Origin of the sequence: Rhodomicrobium sp. (assembly GCF_047605405.1) — a bacterium.
GTDB lineage: Bacteria > Pseudomonadota > Alphaproteobacteria > Rhizobiales > Rhodomicrobiaceae > Rhodomicrobium > Rhodomicrobium lacus.
Genome location: NZ_JASGFR010000053.1, coordinates 1 through 20,422 on the forward strand (window position 1 = coordinate 1; position 20,422 = coordinate 20,422).

At 64.0% G+C, this 20,422-nt stretch carries 18 protein-coding genes; 7 read left to right on the top strand and 11 right to left on the bottom strand.

The features are described 5' to 3' along the window. From QM659_RS15620 to QM659_RS15660, 9 genes are all read right to left on the bottom strand, one after another. Positions 1 to 1,043 (bottom strand): methyl-accepting chemotaxis protein (locus QM659_RS15620; protein WP_415189127.1); only part of this gene is annotated, 1,043 nt, incomplete at its 3' end. Then, the gene (locus tag QM659_RS15625; RefSeq protein WP_415189128.1) at positions 1,044 to 1,553 is read right to left on the bottom strand and encodes a chemotaxis protein CheW; all 510 of its coding nucleotides are present in this window, start codon (positions 1,551 to 1,553) and stop codon (positions 1,044 to 1,046) included. Further along, positions 1,550 to 3,553 carry a chemotaxis protein CheA gene (locus QM659_RS15630; RefSeq protein WP_415189129.1) on the bottom strand — a complete coding sequence of 668 codons (2,004 nt, stop codon included), beginning with the start codon at positions 3,551 to 3,553 and terminating at the stop codon, positions 1,550 to 1,552. Before QM659_RS15630 ends, QM659_RS15625 begins: the two co-directional genes overlap by 4 nt. Beyond that, positions 3,550 to 3,918: a response regulator gene (locus tag QM659_RS15635; RefSeq protein ID WP_127076101.1), complete on the bottom strand. Its 369-nt coding sequence runs from the start codon at positions 3,916 to 3,918 to the stop codon at positions 3,550 to 3,552. The genes QM659_RS15630 and QM659_RS15635 overlap by 4 nt, the downstream gene beginning before the upstream one ends. 17 nt (positions 3,919 to 3,935) lie before the next feature. Next, complete coding sequence (locus QM659_RS15640; protein ID WP_415189130.1) at positions 3,936 to 4,262, bottom strand: STAS domain-containing protein; 327 nt, start codon at positions 4,260 to 4,262, stop codon at positions 3,936 to 3,938. 1,044 nt (positions 4,263 to 5,306) lie between these two features. Next, complete coding sequence (gene purB, locus QM659_RS15645) at positions 5,307 to 6,602, bottom strand: adenylosuccinate lyase (RefSeq protein WP_415189138.1); 1,296 nt, start codon at positions 6,600 to 6,602, stop codon at positions 5,307 to 5,309. 10 nt (positions 6,603 to 6,612) lie between these two features. Further along, the gene (murI, locus tag QM659_RS15650; RefSeq protein ID WP_415189131.1) at positions 6,613 to 7,461 is read right to left on the bottom strand and encodes a glutamate racemase; all 849 of its coding nucleotides are present in this window, start codon (positions 7,459 to 7,461) and stop codon (positions 6,613 to 6,615) included. An 83-nt stretch (positions 7,462 to 7,544) separates the two neighbouring features. Beyond that, positions 7,545 to 8,564, bottom strand: a complete 1,020-nt coding sequence (locus QM659_RS15655; protein ID WP_415189132.1) for a P1 family peptidase — start codon at positions 8,562 to 8,564, stop codon at positions 7,545 to 7,547. A gap of 157 nt (positions 8,565 to 8,721) precedes the next feature. Beyond that, entirely contained in the window at positions 8,722 to 9,849 is a 1,128-nt protein-coding gene (locus tag QM659_RS15660) for an SPOR domain-containing protein (RefSeq protein WP_415189133.1), read from the bottom strand. Between the two features lie 476 nt (positions 9,850 to 10,325). Between QM659_RS15660 and rpmI the strand changes: the two genes are divergently transcribed. The 5 genes from rpmI (at position 10,326) to QM659_RS15685 (ending at position 13,385) form a co-directional block, all read left to right on the top strand. Beyond that, entirely contained in the window at positions 10,326 to 10,529 is a 204-nt protein-coding gene (gene rpmI / locus QM659_RS15665) for a 50S ribosomal protein L35 (RefSeq protein WP_037235405.1), read from the top strand. A 42-nt stretch (positions 10,530 to 10,571) separates the two neighbouring features. After that, positions 10,572 to 10,946 (top strand): 50S ribosomal protein L20, encoded by a 375-nt coding sequence (gene rplT / locus QM659_RS15670; RefSeq protein WP_037235402.1) that lies wholly within the window; start codon positions 10,572 to 10,574, stop codon positions 10,944 to 10,946. Beyond that, the gene (locus QM659_RS15675) at positions 10,943 to 11,131 is read left to right on the top strand and encodes a hypothetical protein (protein ID WP_127076096.1); all 189 of its coding nucleotides are present in this window, start codon (positions 10,943 to 10,945) and stop codon (positions 11,129 to 11,131) included. The genes rplT and QM659_RS15675 overlap by 4 nt, the downstream gene beginning before the upstream one ends. Before the next feature lie 215 nt (positions 11,132 to 11,346). After that, positions 11,347 to 12,450: a phenylalanine--tRNA ligase subunit alpha gene (gene pheS / locus QM659_RS15680; protein WP_127076095.1), complete on the top strand. Its 1,104-nt coding sequence runs from the start codon at positions 11,347 to 11,349 to the stop codon at positions 12,448 to 12,450. Positions 12,451 to 12,539: 89 nt separating this feature from the next. Then, positions 12,540 to 13,385 (top strand): AraC family transcriptional regulator, encoded by an 846-nt coding sequence (locus QM659_RS15685; RefSeq protein ID WP_415189134.1) that lies wholly within the window; start codon positions 12,540 to 12,542, stop codon positions 13,383 to 13,385. Between the two features lie 87 nt (positions 13,386 to 13,472). Here the strand turns inward: QM659_RS15685 and QM659_RS15690 are convergent, their stop codons facing one another. Together QM659_RS15690 and recG are read right to left on the bottom strand one after the other, a co-directional pair. Beyond that, positions 13,473 to 13,826, bottom strand: a complete 354-nt coding sequence (locus QM659_RS15690) for a hypothetical protein (RefSeq protein WP_415189135.1) — start codon at positions 13,824 to 13,826, stop codon at positions 13,473 to 13,475. 25 nt (positions 13,827 to 13,851) lie between these two features. Further along, positions 13,852 to 15,987 carry an ATP-dependent DNA helicase RecG gene (recG, locus tag QM659_RS15695; RefSeq protein ID WP_415189136.1) on the bottom strand — a complete coding sequence of 712 codons (2,136 nt, stop codon included), beginning with the start codon at positions 15,985 to 15,987 and terminating at the stop codon, positions 13,852 to 13,854. 270 nt (positions 15,988 to 16,257) lie between these two features. On the opposite strand from recG, the gene QM659_RS15700 reads away from it, so the two are divergent. Further along, complete coding sequence (locus QM659_RS15700; protein ID WP_303486464.1) at positions 16,258 to 16,509, top strand: succinate dehydrogenase assembly factor 2; 252 nt, start codon at positions 16,258 to 16,260, stop codon at positions 16,507 to 16,509. Positions 16,510 to 16,653: 144 nt separating this feature from the next. Continuing rightward, a complete protein-coding gene (mfd, locus tag QM659_RS15705; RefSeq protein WP_415189137.1) occupies positions 16,654 to 20,391 on the top strand; it encodes a transcription-repair coupling factor in 3,738 nt (1,245 codons plus the stop codon). Positions 20,392 to 20,422: the final 31 nt, after the last annotated feature.

Below are 20,422 nucleotides of genomic sequence, written 5' to 3' on the forward strand. Positions count from 1 at the left end.
GTTTCCATGGCCTGCACGGCCTTGCCCACCGCTTCGCCGCTCGTCTTGGCATCGGCGGCCGACTGGCGCGCAATCTTCTCGGTCTGAGCGGCGTTGTCTGCGTTCTGCTTGATATTCGACGCCATCTGCTCCACCGAGGAGGACGCTTCTTCGGTCGAAGATGCCTGCTCCGTTGAGCCCTGGCTCAGTTCCTCGGCCGTCGCCGACAGTTCCTGGCTCCCGGCACCGACATTGCGGGCAGACGTCGTGACCTCTGAAATGACGCCCTTGAGCTTCGCAACCATATCTCGCGCTGCCGCCAGCAGGCTGTGGGCGTCGCCGTCGCGGGTCGCCACCTTGACGTTGAGATTGCCGTCGGCGATTTCCTTGATCACGTCTCGCGCATAGGTCGGCTCGCCGCCGAGCGTGCGGAAGATGTCGCGGATAAGAAAAACCGCCGTGCCGATGCCGATGAGAAGTGCAATACCTATGACGCTGAAGATGATCGTCTGGGACTGGGCGAAGACGGCGTCGGCTTCCTTGCTCGCGGCATCCGCGCCGGACACGGCGAGCGAAACCAGTCGATTGAGGGTCGAGGACGTATCCTCAAAAGCTGCGCGGTTCTCGTTGAGTTTTTGCTCGGCCACTTCCGTCTGGTTCTCTCTTACCAGAGTTATCAGCTGGCGTGAGAGACCCATGTAGTTACCGAGTTTGCCGAGAAAGGTCTCATAGAGTTCCTTCTCCTCTGGCGTCGAGATAAGCGCCTGATATCTTTCCTGGTGCTTCTTGAAGCGCTGACTGAATTCGTCCAGACGTTCTTCTGAAAAACGCCTTTCTTCTGGCGTATTCGCCATCACAAGTCTGAATTCGGCGGCGCGATATCGTCCCAGTCCGGAATTGATGCCGTGCACGGCATCAACGCTCGGTAACCACTTGTTCGTGATAACGATCGTCTGGGCCTCCATCTTGTTCATCTGCAAGGTCGCGATGCCGCCGAGGCCGCTTACGAGCAGCAGCAGTGCACCGAAGGCGAGTGCCAGTTTCGCTTTGAGAGAGAGCTGCATCTAGAGTTTCCTTTCATCCGGGGCGGAGGATGGCTCGCGATCCTCCTTCGGCCCAAAGATCCTTGCCATGTCGGGAATGATGATGAAGTCCGCGCCGCGCTTGCCGATGCCGCGAATGAATTCCGCTCGCCAGCGCATGCCCACCGTGGGCGCCTCTTCGACGGAAGCGCCCGCGATTTCAGTAACGTCGTGCACCTTGTCGGCGAGGATGCCGACCAGCGTCGGCTCACCCTCCAGATCGACCTCGATGACCACGATGCGTGTGTTGGTATCGGGCGGCGTCCGCTCCATGCCGAACATCACCCTGAGATCGGCGAGAGGCACGACCTTGCCCCGCACATTGAGCACCCCGCCGACGAAGGCCCTGGCATTGGGCACCTCGGTAATGGGCACCATGTCGAGGATTTCTCTGACGGACTCTGCGGGAAGCGCGAAGACCTCGCTTTGCAGTCCGATGGTGAGTGCCTTCATGCTCGCTGGCACGCCCGCCTTCTCGAACGCGTGGCTCATGCAACCCTCCCCAGGCCTTCGCCTCTCCACTGTCTTTCAAACGCCTGGCCGAAGGCGACGAGGGAACTGATGTCCAGTATCAGCGCGACCGTGCCGTCTCCGAGGATGGTTGCGCCGGAGAAGGTCTCGATGTCGGAATGAAGTTTCGACATGGACTTGATCACCGTCTGGCTGTTGCCGATGATCTGGTCGACGACGAAGCCGACCCGGGATTCGCCCGCCGAGACGATGACGACCTTCTGATGGAGGTCCGGCGGCGCATTGACCTTGAACAGCTCCCGCAACCGCAGGAAAGGCACGATCCGTCCCCGTATGTTGAGGAAGTTCTTCCCGTTTCCGCCCAGTTCGGTTGTGCTTGGCAATTCGACGCATTCTTCCACTGCCGACAGCGGGATTGCGTAACGTCCCCGGCCAACCCGTACGAGCATGCTTTCGATGATCGCAAGGGTCAGTGGCAGGCGGAGCGTCACGACGGTGCCCTGTCCGGGTGTGGTCGTCAGATCTATCGTGCCGCGCAGCCCCTCGACGGCCCGCTTGACGACGTCCATTCCGACGCCGCGCCCCGAGACGGACGTGACTTCGCTCGCGGTCGAAAAACCGGGGTGGAAGATGAGCTGGCACAGTTCGTGGTTGCTTATCTTCTGGTCAGGCAAGACAAGCCCCGCCTCTTCGGCCTTGACGCGGATGCGCGCGGCGTCGATACCGGCGCCGTCATCGATGATCGAGATCGCGACTTCAGCGCCTGTGTGGATCGCGGCGAGGCGGACCTGTCCTCTGGCAGGCTTGCCGACACTGGATCTTTTCTCCGGGTTCTCCAGGCCGTGATCGATAGCGTTGCGAATGATATGCACGAGCGGGTCGGCCAGACGCTCGATCATGGTCTTGTCGAGTTCGGTTTCACCGCCGGTCGTGACGAAATCGACCTCCTTGCCGAGATCATTCGACAGGTCGTGAACGAGACGGCGAAAGCGCGAGAAGACCGTGCCGATCGGCACCATCCTGATTCCCATGGTGGTGTCGCGAAGCCCGGAAGAGAGCCTGCCGAGTTCTTCCACGACGGCCTTGAGATTGAGATCGTTGCTGGCGCCCGCGATCTGGGAGAGACGCGACTGGACGATCACCAGTTCCCCAACCCTGTCCATCAACTCGTCGAGCCGCTCAGCCGCAACTCTTACCGATGAACTCGTCTTGTTGGCCGCCGGTGCTATATCCCTCGCGCGACGGGAAGGCTCATCCGCATCCGGCTTGGAGGCCGCAGGCGTTTCGCTGTCCTGCTCTTCGGCTGGTTCGGATGCCGTGAACGCGTCGCACTGATCGATAGGTTTGATCGAAAGGTCGGTTCCGTCGCGGATGAAAAGAAAGACGTCCTCGATCTTGTCGGTTCCGACCTCGTTCTCGAAGGTAACTTCCCAGCCGAGATAGGACGCTTGCGGGTTCATGACTTCGAGCGGGGGCAGTTGATCGATCAACGCCGTCACGGAGCAGGCGCCAAGCTCGCGTAACTCATCGAGAAGAAGCAATGGATTCGTGCCGAAGGCGATCGCGTCGGCCGGAAGCCGGAAGCGGACAAGGCAACCTCCGCGGGGCCGCTCGGAAAGAGCCTCTGTAACCTCTTCCGCGTTGCTTTCCGCCTTGCTCGCTGCCTCGCGAAGTTCGCTGAGGAGTCTGGCAGAATCGTCGGCATGAAGGGCGGGCTCAACGATGAGCCTGTGGATGTGGTCCTTTGCAGCCAGCGCGATGGCGGCGAGCGCGGGACTGATGGGCGCACTGCCTTTGCGGACCCGATCGAAGGCCGTCTCGAATTCGTGGACGAACTCGGCCATCTCGTCGAAGCCGAACATCGCGCCCGAGCCTTTCAGCGTGTGCAGGGCGCGGAAACTCTGGTCCACGAGAGCCTTGTCGTCTGGCCGCTGTTCGAGGTCGAGCAGTGTCTCTTCGAGTGCGTCCAGGAGTTCTCTGGCTTCCTGACGGAAGGTGTCTGTTGGGTCGGAGGCTTTCATGCGCCGAGCACCTTTTTCAGAATGGCAAGGAGCTGGTCCTGCTTGAAAGGCTTCACGATCCAGCCTGTGGCTCCGGCGGCCTTCGCCTCGTTCTTCGATGCCGCGTCCGATTCCGTGGAGAGGAAGATGACAGGCACGCCAGCGCTGGATGGGTGGCTTCGATATTTGCGGATGAATTCGAGCCCGTTTACGCGCGGCATGTTGAGATCGGTGATCACCGCGTCGATGGGCGTGGCCACGGCTTTCGCATAGCCGTCTGCGCCATCGACTGCCTCCATCACCTGATAGCCGGCTGATGACAAGGTGAGGGAAACCATCTGAAGGACCGATGGCGAATCGTCGATGGCAAGGATCGTTTTCGACATGAGATTTCCTTTCTCCGCTATCGTGGAAGGGCAGTCTGAGGCGGCGTAAAGTCGGCGGGGATGGCAAGGCCCGCCCTCGCGAAGGTGGTCTCGACAGCACCTTCAGGCGTGCGCAGGAGCGTAATGGTGCGCCCGAGTTTCTCGGCCGCGACGTGGGCTGCGATCAGGACTTGGAGAATTGAGACGTCGAGCGATGTGACGCGTGTTGCATCCACCAGGACTTCGTCCTCACCGGCAAGGGCTGCGAGCAGGGCTTCATGGAGTCCGCTTGCGTTGCGAGGCCCCAGATCGCCTTCGAGTTCGAGCGTTCCAGCTTTCGTCTTGTCGATTACATCAGAGCACATACGGAAAACCTCCGCCTCGCAGATGCGAGGTTGCAAAAAAGAACCGATGCTCCCCGCTTTTTGACCGAAGCGGATGCAACTCAGTTGCCACGTAGATTGTATGCTATTATTTAGGACGCTCTTCTTAAGAAGTACTGAAATGACTGATTACTTTCGTTCCGAAAACGGACAAATATGGATGTGGGTTGGTTCAGTACAAATTTAGCTATTATTTTTACATGATACCGACCAATCATGATCGGCGGCTGGTAGGTCAGTCCGCTGCAGTATTCTCAGGTCATCAGTCGGCAGGCGGAGAGAATGGGAGCAGCGAGACGGCAAAATACGGGCCGCAGCCGGGTGCTCGCGCTCCGGGGCAGCAGTCGCACTCAGCGGATGCCTGCCGCAAGGTTTCGGCAGAAACGGCTTCGAACTTTAATAAGAGACAGCTTCACCGATCTGATTGCCGGGCAGGAGGAAGGGCCGACTGAAAAACATCGCTGCCACCCGACGTGAAGCGCGGCTCATCCTGGTTTTGCAGCGTGTCGAACTATGCCAACACTTGCGGGAGCGCGGCGGGCGGTTCCTTGTTTGCCTCAGATATGCGCGGGGAAGGCAGAAAGTCCGTAGGGTGAGCACCTGCGTCGGGCACAGGACGAAGGGAGATGTTCCGACCGCAAACGGCTTTTGTGGCGGTTGCCGCTCGTAATCCCGTCACCGGATGCGGCAAAACTTCATCCAGATGCCGGAACCGACTGCGGTTCGCGTTCCCCGGATCAGCCTGTTTCAAATCGGCGGAGATGGAAAAGCCGTACAGAAACTGTCTGAAGACATCGATTTGCTGCGCGAGAGTGTCGTGGCGCAAACGCTGCCGTTTTCCTTGTCGAGCAGCCTGTCTGCATCTTGTCGGCGGCACAGGGAGCATCAGGCGCGATCCGGCCTGACGGGCAGCGGGGCGCAAGCGCACCCTCCTTCGAGGGCGCGACGGCTGGCTCGTGCACGCATGGACTGCGCCGATCGGGCCTGTCCTTGCGTGCTTATGATGCTGATGCGAGCGGCGCGGCGCTACTCGCCGAAAACCCGCGCGAAGATGACATCGACGTTTCGCATGTGGTGCTGGGGATCGAACAGCGCCTCGATCTTTTCGGGCGAAAGCGCCGCCGTCACGTCGGCGTCGGCCTTGAGAAACGCGAGGAACTCGCCCTCGCCACGAAAGGCCCGCATGGCGTTCCGTTGCACGAGACGATAGGCGTTCTCGCGGCTGACGCCGGCCTGTGTGAGCGCGAGCAGCACTTGCTGCGAATGCACGAGGCCGCCGCCGCGTTCGAGGTTCGCCTTCATCTTCTCGGGATAAACCACGAGCTTGTCGATCACGCCCGCAAGGCGCGCCAGAGCGAAATCGAGCGTCACTGTCGCGTCCGGGCCGATCAGGCGCTCGACCGAGGAATGGGAGATGTCGCGTTCATGCCAGAGCGCGACGTTTTCCATCGCGGGAACCGCATAGCCGCGCACGAGGCGCGCCAGGCCGGTAAGGTTTTCCGTCAGCACCGGATTGCGCTTGTGCGGCATCGCCGACGAGCCCTTCTGGCCTTCGGAGAAGAACTCCTCGGCCTCGCCGACTTCGGTGCGCTGCAGATGCCGGATCTCGGTCGCGAGCCGTTCGACGGACGACGCGATCACGCCGAGCGTTGCGAAGAACATGGCATGACGGTCGCGAGGGATGACCTGCGTGGAGACCGGCTCCGGCTTGAGGCCGAGCTTTTCGGCGACATAGGCTTCAACGCGCGGATCGAGATGCGCGAAGGTGCCGACCGCGCCGGAGATGGCCGCCGTGCCGACATCTTCTTTCGCACGCAGCAGGCGCTCCCTCGCGCGGGTGAACTCCGCAAAGCCCAGCGCCATCTTGAGCCCGAACGTTGTTGGCTCCGCGTGGATGCCGTGGCTGCGGCCGACCGTGACGGTGTATTTATGTTCGAGCGCGCGGCGCTTGAGCGCGGCGAGGACCGCGTCGATGTCGGCGATAAGGATGTCGGCCGCGCGGGTCAGCTGTACGGCGAGGCAAGTGTCGAGCACGTCCGACGAGGTCATGCCCTGATGCATGAAGCGCGCCTCAGGGCCAGCATGCTCGCTGACGCTCGTCAAAAACGCGATGACGTCGTGCTTCACCTCGCGCTCGATCTCGTCGATGCGCTGGATGTCGAACGCGCCCTTCTCGCGCAAAACCTTGGACGTGCCCGCCGGGATCGTGCCGAGCTGCTCCATGGCCTCGGCGGCGAGCGTCTCGATTTCGAGCCAGATTTCATAACGTGACTGGTCGGACCAGATGTTCGCCATCTGCGGGCGGGAATAGCGCGGGATCATGGAAAAACTCTCAGGCTGCGGCGGCTGCGCCGTCTTTTGCATCGATCTTTGCAGCGATGCTTAGCTGATGAGCCTGCAAAAGCGCAAGCAGCGATGGCAATGGCGTGCGCCCGGAGGTGAACGCGATGGTGCCGGAACCCCGTTTCGCGCCCACACCGACGATATGGCCGCGCTCCGAAAGCACGTTCGCGATGCGGCGCGCGATGGCGGGGGCAGGGTCGAGCCAGGTTACCGGCCAGGGCGAAAGCGCGTCGAGGCGTTCGAGCAACAGCGGGTAATGCGTGCAGCCGAGCACCACCACATCGGTGCGCGCGTTCCCTTCCTTCACAAAGCACGGGGCGATTTCGTGCGCGATGGCGGCGTCGGAAACCGGCTCGCCGCTGGCGTAGCTTTCCGCAAGCTCCGCGAGGCTCGGCGTGCCGACAAGCGTCACGCGCGCGCCCGACGCGTATTTGTCGATCAGGGTATGGGTGTATTCGCGCGCGACCGTGCCGGGTGTGGCGAGCACCGAAACGAGGCCGCTGCGCGTGATGGCCGCCGCAGGCTTGATCGCGGGCACCGTGCCGACGAAGGGCACGGAGAAGGTGGCCCGCAGCGCCGAAAGCGCGACCGTCGATGCAGTATTGCAGGCGAGAACGACGCAATCCGGCTGGAACGCCGTCAGCGCATCTCCGACGAGATGGAGAAGCCGGTCCACGAGTTCGCCTTCCGGCTTCGGGCCATAGGGAAAGGCCGCGTCGTCGGCGATGAAAAGCACTTCCGCTTCGGGGATCGCGGCGCGCGCCGCCTTCAGCACGGTAAGACCGCCGAGGCCCGAATCGAGGAACAGGAGCCTCGCGGCGCGTTTGCTGTCGCTCATGGTGTCGCCATCGCCTTTCGGCTGTTTCGCGCAGGGAGGCCGCATGGCCCGGCGCGCGAGACGCCGCGCAAGTCATACTGCATTCATGCGCTTGCGAAAAGGTTGCGATAGCTCTGCGTGCCGTCCGGCAGGGATGAGGACGCCGCATGGACGCCGCGTGCGATGGCCCGGGCGAGGCAGTTCGCGGCGGCCGCGCCGATATAGGGCAGCGCGGCGTCCCGGTCGGAAAGCACCGTCCGCCCCGTGGCGAGCGCGAAGACGATGTCGCCGTCGAGCGGCGAGAAAACCGGATGGATCGCGCGCGCCATGCCCGCCGCCGCCATCGTTGCCACGCGTTTCGCCTGTGTTTGCGTCAGCGGCGCGTCCGTCGCGACGACACAGAGTGTCGTGTTTGCGCCGGCGAGCGCCCCGTATTTCAGCACGGGCCGCGCGGCTTCCGGCGGGATCGGATGAGGCAGGCCAAGTCCACCGAATTCCGCGCCGTGCTCATAGGGGGCGGCCCAGAAATGCGCCGTGTCCGCGACCGTCACCGCGCCAGCCGCGTTCACCGCCGCGAGCGCGCCGACGACGACCGCTTCGCCGCCGAACGTCAGGCGCTCGGATGCGCTGCCGAGGCCGCCGCGCATGGAAAGACCTGCCCCCCGCGCGACCGTCGCCCCATATCCGGCACCCGCCGAGCCGAGCGCAAAGTCGCCGCCTGCCGCCTCGGCTGCCTTGAAACCAAGTTCACGATAGGGCGCCTCGCGGCCCCAGTCCTTGTTGCCGCCGTTGATGAGATCGAACAGGATCGCCTGCGGAACGATGGGCACGCGCACGGGGCCAACCTGAAAGCCGCGTCCGTTTTCGCGGAGCCATGCCTGCACGCCGCTCGCCGCATCGAGGCCGAAGGCGCTGCCGCCGGAGAGCACGATGGCGTCCGCCGCGCCGACCGTGCCTTCGAGGCCGATGGCGTCGCGCTCGCGCGTGCCGGGGCCGCCGCCCATCACGGTTGCAGCCGCAACGACGGGCGCGTCGGCCAGAATGACGGTCGTGCCGCTCGCGATGCGTGTATGTTCGGCGTTGCCGACCCGCAGCCCCAAGACGTCGGTGATGAGATTGCGCACGCCGTTCGCTCCTTCGCTGTGAAAGGGTAGGCGCTTTATGTGGGGTATGAGGCGCGTCGGCGAAGGGCCGCGCGACGCCAAGGTTTCGTGATCGAAACAATCGGCGGGTCCGCGCGGCTTCGGTGCGAAGCGACCTTGAGCGCCGCCTTCCGTGAATTTACGGCGTGACCGTGCAGGGAATGTTGCGTTGCCTGATGGCTCCGCAAAGCGCCGTCGCCGCCGCCTTCGCCTTGTACGGCCCTGCCTGAATGCGATAGCCGCCTGCGCCGGACTCCACATCGAGATCCCGATTCACGAGGATGTCGGAAAGTTGCGCCTTGATCTGGCGGGCGGTTGCCTGCCCGGCCTGCTGACTGGGAGCGGAGCCGAAGACGATGAGGAAGCCGTCGGCCGGCGCTGCCACGGACGACGCCGATGTGGCCGTCGAGACAGGCGTCACCGGAGGGGTGGAAACCTTCGCGGGAGGCGTCGCTTTCGCAACGCGGGCGGGCTTGGCGGGCGCGTCGGCCTGAAGCGAAGGATCGACGCGGATCGGCGCGGCGCGGCGTGTCGGCGCGGGGCTGACGACGACCGCGGAGGCCGCGGCTTGCTGTTGCTGCGACGCGGAGGCTTGCGCTTGCCAGCCTTGTTGTTGAGGCTGCTGGGCCTGAGCGGCCTGCTGGCCTCCCGACGATCCGCCAAAAATGCTGTCGAAGAACCCGCCGATGCCGCCGCCCGACGAAGACTGTGCCTGTGAAGGGGAAGATTGGGGATCGGGCTGGGAAGCCGGCGCCTGATTTGGGGCCGGATTGTTCGCGTGCCTGGAGCGTCCCTGAGCCGGTTGGTTCGCTTGCGGCGGGGCGGATGCCTGTTGCTGCTGCGGGCTCAAACCCATCGCAGCCATCACGCGCTCCTTGCCTTCGTTCGCCGTCTTGCGGTCGGCGGCCGGAAGGCTCTCCATCCAGATCGCGTTGGAATAATCCTGAAGCGCGCGGGCGTAGGAACCGCTTCGCTCGTTGATACGGGCGCGGAGCAAAATCGCGCGCGCCGCAAGTTCCCCGCTGAGACCGGCACGGAAGGCTGCATCGATAAGGGAGGATGCGTCCGAATAGGCGCCTGCGTCGAAGGATCTCGTCGCGCGACTGAGAAGATCGAGTCCCCGGCTGTCGCCGCTCTGCGCAAAGGCGACGATGGATCCCCCGCAAAGCCCAGCGGAAAAACCGAAGGACAAGACGAGACTAACGACAAACAATCTGATGCAGCCAAGCCCCATGGAAAAGCAATCGCCCGTTCTGTCACCTGTCAACACATGCGCTAACGCACCCGAACGCACACGTAACCACTAGATTAGGGCATAGCCGTGTCTAACCTGCCTAGCGCGATTCGGCAGCGCGACAGCGGATGCACAGAGGCTAATCCACAGAGGGAGCGGGCGCGCGGCCCGATTTGCACAGAAACAGGGGAGAGTCCGCTGCGTGAGCGGCCGGTCGCAATCCGCCGGAAAAGACAGCGCCGCGGCGGCGGACCGCGCCCGTGGATCGTGCGGCGTCCCAGCCGATTTCGAAGCGCGTGATGCGGAAGCCGTTTTGCCAATGAAACCCATCGCTGAAACAGTTGCGTCTTTGAGAACCTCAGCATATTCTGCCCGAACCGAGCCGCCCGGCGCATTTCAGGGCATGCCGTGGCGGCTTTTTCGTGCTTCTCCAAATGCGAGACGCGCTAGCGGCTTCTTCAGCCGCAAAAGTCGTTTCGTGCGAGAGATCCAATAAGAAAGGAAGCAAAATGCCCAAGATGAAGACCAAGAGCGGCGTGAAAAAACGCTTCAAGATCACCGGAACCGGCAAGGTTCTCGCCTCGCAGGCGGGCAAGCGTCACGGCATGATCAAGCGGACTCCGAAGTTCATTCGCAATGCGCGCGGCAGCGTCGTCCTCGAACCGGGCGATGCGAACCATGTGAAGAAGTTCGCCCCCTACGGGCTTGACTGATCACTGAAACGACGCAACGATTGAGCTTGGAGACGACGAACAATGTCACGTGTGAAACGCGGTGTAGCCGCACACGCCCGTCATAAGAAGGTTCTTGAGCAGGCGAAGGGCTTTTACGGCCGCCGCAAGAACACCATCCGCATCGCGAAGCAGGCGGTCGAAAAGAGCCTGCAATATGCTTATCGCGATCGGCGGACGAAGAAGCGCAATTTCCGCTCGCTGTGGATCCAGCGCATCAACGCCGCCACGCGCGAACACGGCCTGACCTATGGCCGTTTCATCGACGGCCTCAACAAGGCGGGAATCGAGATCGACCGCAAGGTTCTGTCCGATCTCGCCATCACCGATCCGGCGGGCTTCGCGGCGCTCGTCGGCAAGGCGCGCGAGGCTCTGCCCGCGGAACTCAGGTCTGCATGAGGCTTGACGAACTGACAGTGCCCGAGTTGCTCGCGCTGGCGAACATCCTTCTTCGGATCGCCGACGAAATTCCGAAGGAAGACGCCCGCGCGACGCGGGATGCGCGCGACGAGATCACTTATGTTCTGAAGCTGATTTCGGAGAAGGAGGGCAAGAAAGAGCCCTCTCCCGCATTGCTCAACTAGAGCTCCGCCTGCAACTCGAAACCTGTCCGTTCAAGGAACAGCCCGCGATGCGCCCCCAAGGTGCATGGCGGGTTTTTTTTATCGCTTGCCGATGTTCAAAACGTCGCCGAAACCCGATGGCTTCGTGCACGCCGTCTTCAGCGGTCTTGACCCCTCCGGCCAAAAGTGGCACGCCAATCGCACATCGCCATTCCTTCCCGAACGAGAAAGACCCCATGGAAACGCTTGCGGATTCCGCACCCGATCTTGACGCCCTGTCGAACCGGCTGGTCGAGGCCGTGGGGAATGCGGGCGACCTCGCCGCGCTCGATGCCATCCGCGTTTCGGCGCTCGGCAAGAAGGGCGAAATCTCGGAGCTTATGAAGAAGCTCGGGACGCTGCCGCCGGAGGAACGCAAGAGCTTCGGGCAGGCGGTCAATGTGGTGAAGGATGCGGTCGCCGCCGCACTTGATGCGCGCAAGGCCGAACTCGAAGCCGCAGCGCTTGCCGAAAAGCTCGCGACCGACCGCGTGGACGTGACGCTGCCCGTGCGCGCCAACCCTGCCGCCGAAGGCCGCATCCATCCCATTTCCCGCGTCTGGGAAGAGCTGATGGTGATCTTCGCCGACATGGGCTTTTCGGTCGCGGAAGGCCCCGACATCGAGACCGACGACAACAATTTCACGCGGCTGAACTTCCCCGTGGGTCATCCGGCCCGGGAGGCGCACGACACGTTCTTCTTCAATCCGAACGAGCAGGGCGAACGCCTCCTGCTGCGCACACACACCTCGCCCGTGCAGGTGCGCACCATGATGAAGGAGAAGCCGCCCATTCGCATCATCGCGCCGGGCCGCGTCTACCGCATGGATTCGGACCAGACGCATACGCCGATGTTCCATCAGGTCGAGGGCCTCGTCATCGACCGCGCCACGCATATGGGGCATCTGAAATGGGTGCTCGAAGAATTCTGCAAGGCGTTCTTCGAGGTGCCGGATGTCAACATGCGCTTTCGCATGTCGCACTTCCCGTTCACGGAGCCGTCTGCCGAGGTGGATATCCAGTGCGACCGCTCGGGGCCGGAACTCAAGATCGGGCAGGGCAGCGACTGGCTCGAAATCCTCGGCTGCGGCATGGTGCATCCGAATGTGCTGCGCTCCTGCGGCATCGACCCTGACGAGTGGCAGGGCTTCGCCTTCGGCATGGGCATCGACCGCATCGCCATGCTGAAGTACGGCATGCCGGATCTGCGCGCGTTCTTCTCCGGCGATCTGCGCTGGCTGAAGCATTACGGCTTCTCGCCGCTCGCCACGCCCTCGCTCGCGGGCGGCCTGTCGAGTTGATGCACGGGCGTTCGCGCTAAATCCGCAGGATTTGTGAAGCGCCGCCGTGCTTCAACACACCACCTGCTCACGGCGAACGCGGCGATGCGATGACGGAAAACATCTGGCAGCAATACGAGACGCGGCTTCTTCGGGTGCTGGAGTACATCCACGCCCATCTCGACGAAGACCTCGACCTCGAAAAGCTGGGCGAGATTGCTTGCCTGTCATCGTATCACTGGCACCGCATCTATCGCGCGGTTCACGGCGAGACGGCGGCGCAGACCATTCGCCGCCTGCGCCTTCATCGCGCCGCCACCGAACTCGTGGAAACGCGAAAGAGCGTGTCGGCGATTGCTGCCCGAGCGGGTTACCCCAACCTGCAGTCGTTTACGCGCACTTTCGGCGCGGCCTACGGCCTGCCGCCCGCCGCCTATCGCGAGCGCGGCAAGACCGTCTATCCGACTGCCCAGTCTGAAGAGGCAAGTGCCATGTATGAAGTCACCATCAAGACGATAAAGCCGATGCATCTCGTCGGGCTCGCGCATCGCGGCCCGTATCCGGAGATCGGCGCCACGTTCGCGCAACTCGGCGTACTCGGCGGTTCGCGTGGCCTGTTCGCGCGGATGAAGGGAAGCGTTGCGCTTTATTACGACGACCCGGACGTGGTTCCGGCGGAGAAGCTCCGCTCGCTTGCGGCGATATGGGTTGACGCGCCGGAATGCGTCGAGCCGCCGCTCGAAGCCGCGATCATCGAGGGCGGCGATTATGCGATGCTGCGTCATGTCGGCCCGTATTCAGACCTGCACAAAGCCTATGGCTGGCTTTACGGCACGGGCCTGCCCAGTCTCGGGCGGCCGATCAGCGATGCGCCGTGCTTCGAGGACTACGTCAACGATCCGAAAAACACGCCACCCGCCGAGTTGATCACCGACATCTACGTGCCGTTGGCTTGAAGTTGCGGCCAAGCGGGCGGCGGCGTCGATGCGGCGGCTCTCGTCTCAGCCGCGCCGCCCCTCATCCTCGGTCGATGAGACGCGCCGCTACCTGATCCAGCGAAGGGCGGGACGCTCGGCGTCGCTAGGCCACGTGGACAGCAATCTCGGTACGAAATCGTGGATGGAAAAGAGAGTCGTGGCTTTGAGCGCCTCGATTTCCTCCGGCGTGCTCACGGGCACCCATGTGACGTATTGAGGATCGTTGCCGTGCTCCCAGTCGATCGTCTCGTAGAATTCGTGGAAGTATAATTGCCCGCACTCACTGCATCTGAGCAGGCTGCGCGAGAAATGGGATTCGTCGCTGTAAGTCTCGACCCTCTGCAGGAGGGCGAGATCATGCTTTATGGTGTCCGTGATTTGCCAGAGGCGGCATTGCGTCGGCGCTGCAAGTTTCGGCATGGTTCCGCCCTCCCCAACGATCTCCTTATCCCGCCTGCAACAGCCGCATCGCCTCGTCGCGCTCGAACAGCGCAAGGCAGGTGCGCGCGGCAAACCCCTGTTCTGACTTCAGGAACGGATCGCGGTCCAGAAGATAGCGAACGGCGGTCGCCGCGCGCTCGATCAGCGGCGCGGCGTCGGGCCAGCCCGCGATACGGAAGCCGGGGTCGCCGCTCTGCTTCGCGCCCAGCACCTCGCCGCCGCCGCGAAGCCGCAAATCTTCCTCCGCGATCACGAAGCCGTCGTCCACCTGCCGCAGGATATCGAGGCGCGATTTCGCCGTCTCGGACAGCGGCCCCTTGTAGAGCAGGATGCAGGACGACTGCGCCGCGCCCCGCCCCACGCGCCCGCGAAGCTGGTGGAGTTGCGCGAGGCCGAACATCTCCGCGTTCTCGATGATCATCACGGTCGCGTTCGGCACGTTCACGCCAACCTCGATTACGGTGGTCGCGACGAGGATCGAGGTTTCGCGCGCGGCGAAAGCGGCAATCGCCGCGTCCTTCTCGGCGCCGGACAGCCTGCCATGCACGAGGCCGACGCGCTCGCCGAAGACCTGGCGCAGATGCGCGGCGCGCTCGGTCACGGCGGTCATGTCGCGCGCGGTCTCGCTTTCGACGGCGGGACACACCCAGTAGACCTGCGCGCCCTCGCCGAGCGCGCGATGAAGGCCCTCGATGACATCGTCCAGCCGCTCCTGCGGCACGGTGCGGGTGATGACGGGCTTGCGGCCCGCGGGCTTTTCGGTGATCTGCGACACGTCGAGATCCCCATGCAGCGACAGTTGCAGGGTGCGCGGGATCGGCGTCGCTGTCATCACAAGGATGTCGGCGTCGCCCGCGCGGGCCTTCTCCTGCAAGGCGAGGCGTTGCGCCACGCCGAAGCGGTGCTGCTCGTCCACGATGGCGAGGCCGAAATCGCGGAATACCACATCGGGCTGAAACAGCGCGTGGGTGCCGCAGATCGCGCGGATTTCACCGCTCGCGAGCTTGCCGAGAAGCCGCCCGCGCGCGCGGCCCTGTTCCCGCCCGGAAAGGTATCCGAGCGGGATGCCGGCTGCCTCACACAAGGGCGTCAGCGTTTCGAGATGCTGGCGGGCGAGAACGTCCGTCGGCGCCATCAGCGCGACCTGCGCACCCGCTTCCACCGCGTTCGCCATGGCAAGCGCCGCGACGACCGTCTTGCCCGCGCCGACATCGCCTTGCAGAAGCCGCAGCATGCGCCGCGACGAGGCCATGTCCGCCTTGATTTCGGCGAGCGCGGTTTCCTGCGACCGCGTCAGCGCGAAGGGCAACCGGCTGCGCATCTTCGCGGCGAGGCTGCCGTCGCCGACAAACGAGCGCCCGGCAAGCTGGCGGTGGCTTCGGCGTACCAGCGCGATGGCGAGCTGAGCGCTCGATACTTCGTCATGGGCGAGCCGCTCGCGCGCCTTGTGCCAGAGCGCGAGGTCTGCATGACTCCGGGGGCGGTGCAACGTCACGAGCGCCTCGCGGAAGGTCGGCCACCCCTCCGCTTCGACAAGCGCCGTATCGTGCCATTCGGGGAAATCGGGCACTTTCGCCAGCGCTTCGCCGATGACGCGGTAGAGAAATTTCTGCGTAAGGCCGAGCGTCAGCGGGTAGACGGGCTCGATGGCGGGCAGGCGATGGCGCTCATCCGGTGCGAGAACGTAATCCGGGTGCGTCATTTGCAGGCGCGCGCCGTGGCGCTCGACGCGGCCGGAGACGAGGCGCGGTTCGCCGACCGGCAACAGCCGTTTGATCCCCGCGCGGTCGCCGTGGAAATAGACGATGTCGAGCGCTCCGCTTTCATCCTCGCACACGATGCGCAACGGCGCGCGAGGGGCCGAACGCGGCGGCGCGCTATGCTTCACCGGCGTAACCACGAGCGTGACGATGCTGCCGGACAGCGCTTCGCTGACTGATGGCGTGAGCCTGCGATCGAGCGTGCCCGTCGGCAGATGCCAGAGGAGATCGATCACGCGCGGCGGCGTCAGCGGCTTCGCGAGAAGCTTCGTGAGAAGCTCCGCGCCGCGCGGGCCGAGCCCCTTGAGGCTCGTCAGCGGCGCATGAAGCGCGTTCAAACCGGCTCCTGTTGCGGGGCGTTCTTTGTCCGGGACAGCCATGCGTTCAAGAAATGTGGGCGTTGAGGCACCCTGCCAAGGAACCGGCGCTTCAAACAAAAGCATTTGCGACTGCGATTCGCTCGATTCGCTCATGGTGGCGAGTTTGAGCACGGTACGCGGCCCGCGCAATCCGCCGCGCGATTTTTGCACCGGCGTGACGGGGATAAGGCGGAAAGTGCGAAAGCCGGGGGTATGAATGCGCCGGCTTCGCGACTATATTGCGGGCACGGTGCCAAGTGCGCCAACATTCGCGTTCTAAAGGTTTTTTTCATGGACGGGCTTGAGCTGAGGCGCAAGCGCGCGGTGTACCGTGCGCTTCATCGCGGCACGAAGGAACTGGATCTCATTCTCGGGCGCTATGCCGAGGCGCGCGTGCCCGTCATGGACGAGACGCAGCTTGCGTCCTTCGAAACGGTGCTCGCGGCGCAAGACCCGGATGTCGACCTCTGGATCAGGAAGGGCGAAGCGCCGGGCGACCTCGCGGCCATCGTGTCCGAAATCCGCAGCTTCTACAGACTATGATGATGCTTCGAGCCTGATCCGCAAAAGCGCACGGCGGTTTTGGGATAAGGATCCTGCTCGATAAACAGCGACGCTCACTCGATTTACGCGAAAGCGATAACGCTCAACAGCTCCAACGCGGCGGCCCCGAGGTCGCACCCCGACATGGCAGGCGAAACCGAAACATTGGACAAGAAGGCGGCGGGAAAGCCCACCGCGCTCGACAGGCTTGCGGGCGGAGATGGCGCTATCCTCGCCTCCGGCGTGCCCGAGGGCCACGACGCGTTTCTGATCGCGGCCATAGCGCGGCGCCTCCCCACCGACACGGCTTACCAGCAGGCGGTGCTGCACGTCGCGCGCGACGACCACCGTCTTGCCGCGCTCAAGAGCCAGCTCGAATTCTTTGCCCCCGGCGCGGACGTCCTCTCGTTTCCGGCGTGGGACTGCGTGCCCTACGATCGCGTTTCGCCCGACAGCGACATCGAAGCCCGACGCATCGCCACGCTCGCAAGGCTCGCCCATGCGAAGGGCGGCAAGCCCGCGATCATCGTGCTGACAACGGTCAACGCCGCGCTTCAGCGCGTGCCGCCGCTCGCCGCGATGAAAAAATCGGCGGCGCGGCTCACCGCCGGCGGCCGCATCTCCATGGAGCAGGTGATCGCGCGGCTCGAAGGATCGGGCTTCATGCGCACCGGCACCGTGATGGAGCCCGGTGAATACGCCGTGCGCGGCGGCATCCTCGATCTCTACGTGCCGGGGCATGCGCGGCCCGCGCGCCTCGACTTCTTCGGCGATACGCTGGAAACGATCCGCACCTTCGATCCCGTCACGCAGCGCACGCAGGCCACGCGCGATGGCGTCACGCTGCTTCCGATCAGCGAAATCCCCTCGGGGGACGCCGCCGTCAAGCAATTTCGCCAGCGTTACGTCGAGCTGTTCGGGCCGAGCAAAGGCGACGACGCGCTTTACGAGGCGGTGTCGGCGGGCACGCGTTATCCCGGCGTCGAGCACTGGCTGCCGCTGTTCTACGACGGCATGGACACGCTGTTCGATTACCTGCCGAACGCGGTCGCAACGCTCGATCATCTGGCGGACGACGCGGCGCTGCGCCGCCTCGAAACCATCGCCGATCATTATGAAGCGCGCCGCGAGGGGCTCGAACAGCGCTCCTTCGGCGCGCCGCCCTACAAGCCGCTCAAGCCGGACGCGCTCTACCTTACATCGGAGGAATGGACGGCGAAGCTTGGCGAGCACAAGGTGCGCCGCTTCGAGCCGTTCCCGCAGCCGGACGCCAGGGCGGTCGTGCAGATCGACTTCAGGGGCAAGCAGGGGCGCAGCTTCGCGCTCGAACGCGCTGAAAGCTCCGACAAGCTCATTCCGGCCGTCGCCGAGCATATCCGCACGATGCAAAGCCTCGGCAAGCGTGCGGTCGTCGCCTGCTGGACGAACGGCGCGCGCGAACGCCTCGGCAACATGCTCTCGTCGCACGTCTCGCGTATCGAAAAGGTTGCAAACATCGCGGAGGTGCGGAAGGCCGACAAAAGCGCGGTCAGCTTCGCGCTGCTTGGCCTCGAGTCGGGCTACGAGACGCCCGACCTCGCGATCATCGCCGAACAGGATATCCTCGGCGACCGCCTTATCCGCCGCCGCAAGGCGAAGAAGGCGAGCGATGTGCTCGTCGAGGCGTCGAGCCTCACCCCGGGCGACCTCATGGTGCATGCCGATCACGGCATCGGGCGGTTCATCGGGCTGAAGACCATCGACGCGGCGGGCGCCCCGCACGATTGCGTCGAACTCGAATATGCGGGCGGTGACAAGCTGTTCCTGCCCATCGAGAATATGGAACTGCTCACGCGCTACGGCTCGGACGAGGGCGACGGCCAACTCGACAAGCTCGGCGGCGCGTCCTGGCAGGGCCGGAAAGCGCGGCTCAAGAAGCGCATCCGCGAGATGGCGGAAGAACTCATCAAGGTCGCGGCTCTGCGCGAAATGAAGCCCGCGCCGGTGCTTCAGGTTTCGGACGGCGCCTATAATGAATTTGTTACGCGGTTCCCTTACGAGGAGACCGACGATCAGCTCGCCAGCATCGAGGCGGTAGCCGACGATCTCGCCAAGGGCCGCCCGATGGATCGCCTCGTGTGCGGCGATGTCGGCTTCGGCAAGACCGAAGTCGCGCTCCGCGCGGCCTTCATCGCGGTGATGGAGGGCAAGCAGGTGGCGGTCGTCGTGCCGACGACGCTGCTCGCGCGCCAGCATTACCAGACCTTCGTCAATCGCTTCCAGGGCTTCCCGGTGAAGATCGCGCAGGCTTCGAGGCTCGTGACGCCGAAGGAGATGGCGCTGACGCGAGAAGGGCTGAAGGCCGGGCAGATCGATATCGTGGTCGGCACGCATGCGCTCCTCGCCAAATCCATAGCCTTCAAGGATCTGGGCCTCCTTATCGTGGACGAGGAGCAGCATTTCGGCGTGGCGCACAAGGAGCGGCTGAAGAACCTGCGCGAGGAAGTGCACGTGCTGACGCTCACGGCGACGCCGATCCCGCGCACGCTGCAACTCGCGCTGACGGGCGTGCGCGAAATGTCGGTGATCGCGACGCCGCCGGTGGACCGCCTCGCGGTGCGCACCTTCATCACGCCGTTCGATCCCGTCACGCTGCGCGAGGCACTGCTTCGCGAGCGCTATCGTGGCGGCCAGTGCTTCTATGTGGTGCCGCGCATTTCCGATCTCGACGATGTGGCGGCGTTCCTGCGCGAACACGTGCCGGAAATCCGCTTCCGTCAGGCGCACGGCCAGATGGCACCGACCCAGCTCGAAGACATCATGTCGGCCTTCTACGACAAGGAATTCGACGTGCTGCTTTCCACGACCATCGTGGAATCGGGCCTCGATATTCCGAACGCGAACACGCTGATCGTGCATCGCGCGGACATGTTCGGCCTCGCCGCGCTCTATCAGCTTCGCGGGCGTGTCGGCCGCTCCAAGACGCGCGCCTATGCCATGTTTACCATCCCGCCGAACGGCAAGATCACGCCGCAGGCCGAAAAGCGGCTCAAGGTGCTGCACTCGCTCGACAGCCTCGGCGCCGGTTTCACGCTGGCGAGCCACGACCTCGATCTGCGCGGCGCGGGCAACCTGCTCGGCGAGGAGCAGTCCGGCCACATAAAGGAAGTCGGCTACGAGCTTTATCAGTCGATGCTGGAAGAGGCGGTCGCCGCGCTCAAGGCCAACGGCGGCGAGGAGCGCGAGGAAGAGGAGCAATGGTCGCCGACGATCAATGTCGGCCTGCCCGTGTTGCTGCCGGAAGCCTACGTGCCCGATCTTCAGGTGCGGCTCGGCCTTTATCGTCGCCTCTCGGGGCTGCATGAGAGCGCCGACCTCGAAAACTTCGCGGCAGAGCTGGCAGACCGTTTCGGGCCGCCACCCGATGAAGTGAAGCACCTCCTCACCGTGGTTCAGATCAAGAATTATTGCCGCAAGGCTGGCATCGCGCAGGTCGACGCCGGACCGAAGGGCGCGGTAATCACCTTCCGCAACAAGAAATTCGCGAACCCGCAAGGGCTTGTGAAGTTCATGTACGAGCACGGCGCGCAGGTAAAACTGCAGATCGATCAGAAGCTCGTCTACAAGGAGGAGTGGGACGACGGCGTGGAGCGGCTGCGCGGTGCGCGGGCGCTCGTGCGCGAGCTTGCGGCCGTCGCGAAGGGCGAGGCGGAAGGCGCATCAGGCGAGGGCAAAGCCATCCACGAGATGCGCCTTGCGCTGCCGAAAAAGCCCACGACGCCGCCGCCTGCGAAGCATCAGCAAAGACCCGGCGCGGGCGCGGCACAGTTCCGGCACGCCGCAGCGGGGAAGGGCGTGCCGCCGAAGCCTCCATCGAAGGGTGGCAAGCCCCGCTATAATTAGGTCAGGCTATTAACGCCATTGCCTGCGCCTT

What these genes read in the sequence shown, in the direction of transcription:
- QM659_RS15625 (WP_415189128.1), bottom strand. Translation starts at nt 1,553, where the DNA reads ATGAGCCACGCGTTCGAGAAGGCGGGCGTGCCAGCGAGCATGAAGGCA.
- QM659_RS15630 (WP_415189129.1), bottom strand. Translation starts at nt 3,553, where the DNA reads ATGAAAGCCTCCGACCCAACAGACACCTTCCGTCAGGAAGCCAGAGAA.
- QM659_RS15635 (WP_127076101.1), bottom strand. Translation starts at nt 3,918, where the DNA reads ATGTCGAAAACGATCCTTGCCATCGACGATTCGCCATCGGTCCTTCAG.
- QM659_RS15640 (WP_415189130.1), bottom strand. Translation starts at nt 4,262, where the DNA reads ATGTGCTCTGATGTAATCGACAAGACGAAAGCTGGAACGCTCGAACTC.
- purB (WP_415189138.1), bottom strand. Translation starts at nt 6,602, where the DNA reads ATGATCCCGCGCTATTCCCGCCCGCAGATGGCGAACATCTGGTCCGAC.
- murI (WP_415189131.1), bottom strand. Translation starts at nt 7,461, where the DNA reads ATGAGCGACAGCAAACGCGCCGCGAGGCTCCTGTTCCTCGATTCGGGC.
- rpmI (WP_037235405.1), top strand. Translation starts at nt 10,326, where the DNA reads ATGCCCAAGATGAAGACCAAGAGCGGCGTGAAAAAACGCTTCAAGATC.
- rplT (WP_037235402.1), top strand. Translation starts at nt 10,572, where the DNA reads ATGTCACGTGTGAAACGCGGTGTAGCCGCACACGCCCGTCATAAGAAG.
- QM659_RS15675 (WP_127076096.1), top strand. Translation starts at nt 10,943, where the DNA reads ATGAGGCTTGACGAACTGACAGTGCCCGAGTTGCTCGCGCTGGCGAAC.
- pheS (WP_127076095.1), top strand. Translation starts at nt 11,347, where the DNA reads ATGGAAACGCTTGCGGATTCCGCACCCGATCTTGACGCCCTGTCGAAC.
- QM659_RS15685 (WP_415189134.1), top strand. Translation starts at nt 12,540, where the DNA reads ATGACGGAAAACATCTGGCAGCAATACGAGACGCGGCTTCTTCGGGTG.
- QM659_RS15690 (WP_415189135.1), bottom strand. Translation starts at nt 13,826, where the DNA reads ATGCCGAAACTTGCAGCGCCGACGCAATGCCGCCTCTGGCAAATCACG.
- recG (WP_415189136.1), bottom strand. Translation starts at nt 15,987, where the DNA reads ATGGCTGTCCCGGACAAAGAACGCCCCGCAACAGGAGCCGGTTTGAAC.
- QM659_RS15700 (WP_303486464.1), top strand. Translation starts at nt 16,258, where the DNA reads ATGGACGGGCTTGAGCTGAGGCGCAAGCGCGCGGTGTACCGTGCGCTT.
- mfd (WP_415189137.1), top strand. Translation starts at nt 16,654, where the DNA reads ATGGCAGGCGAAACCGAAACATTGGACAAGAAGGCGGCGGGAAAGCCC.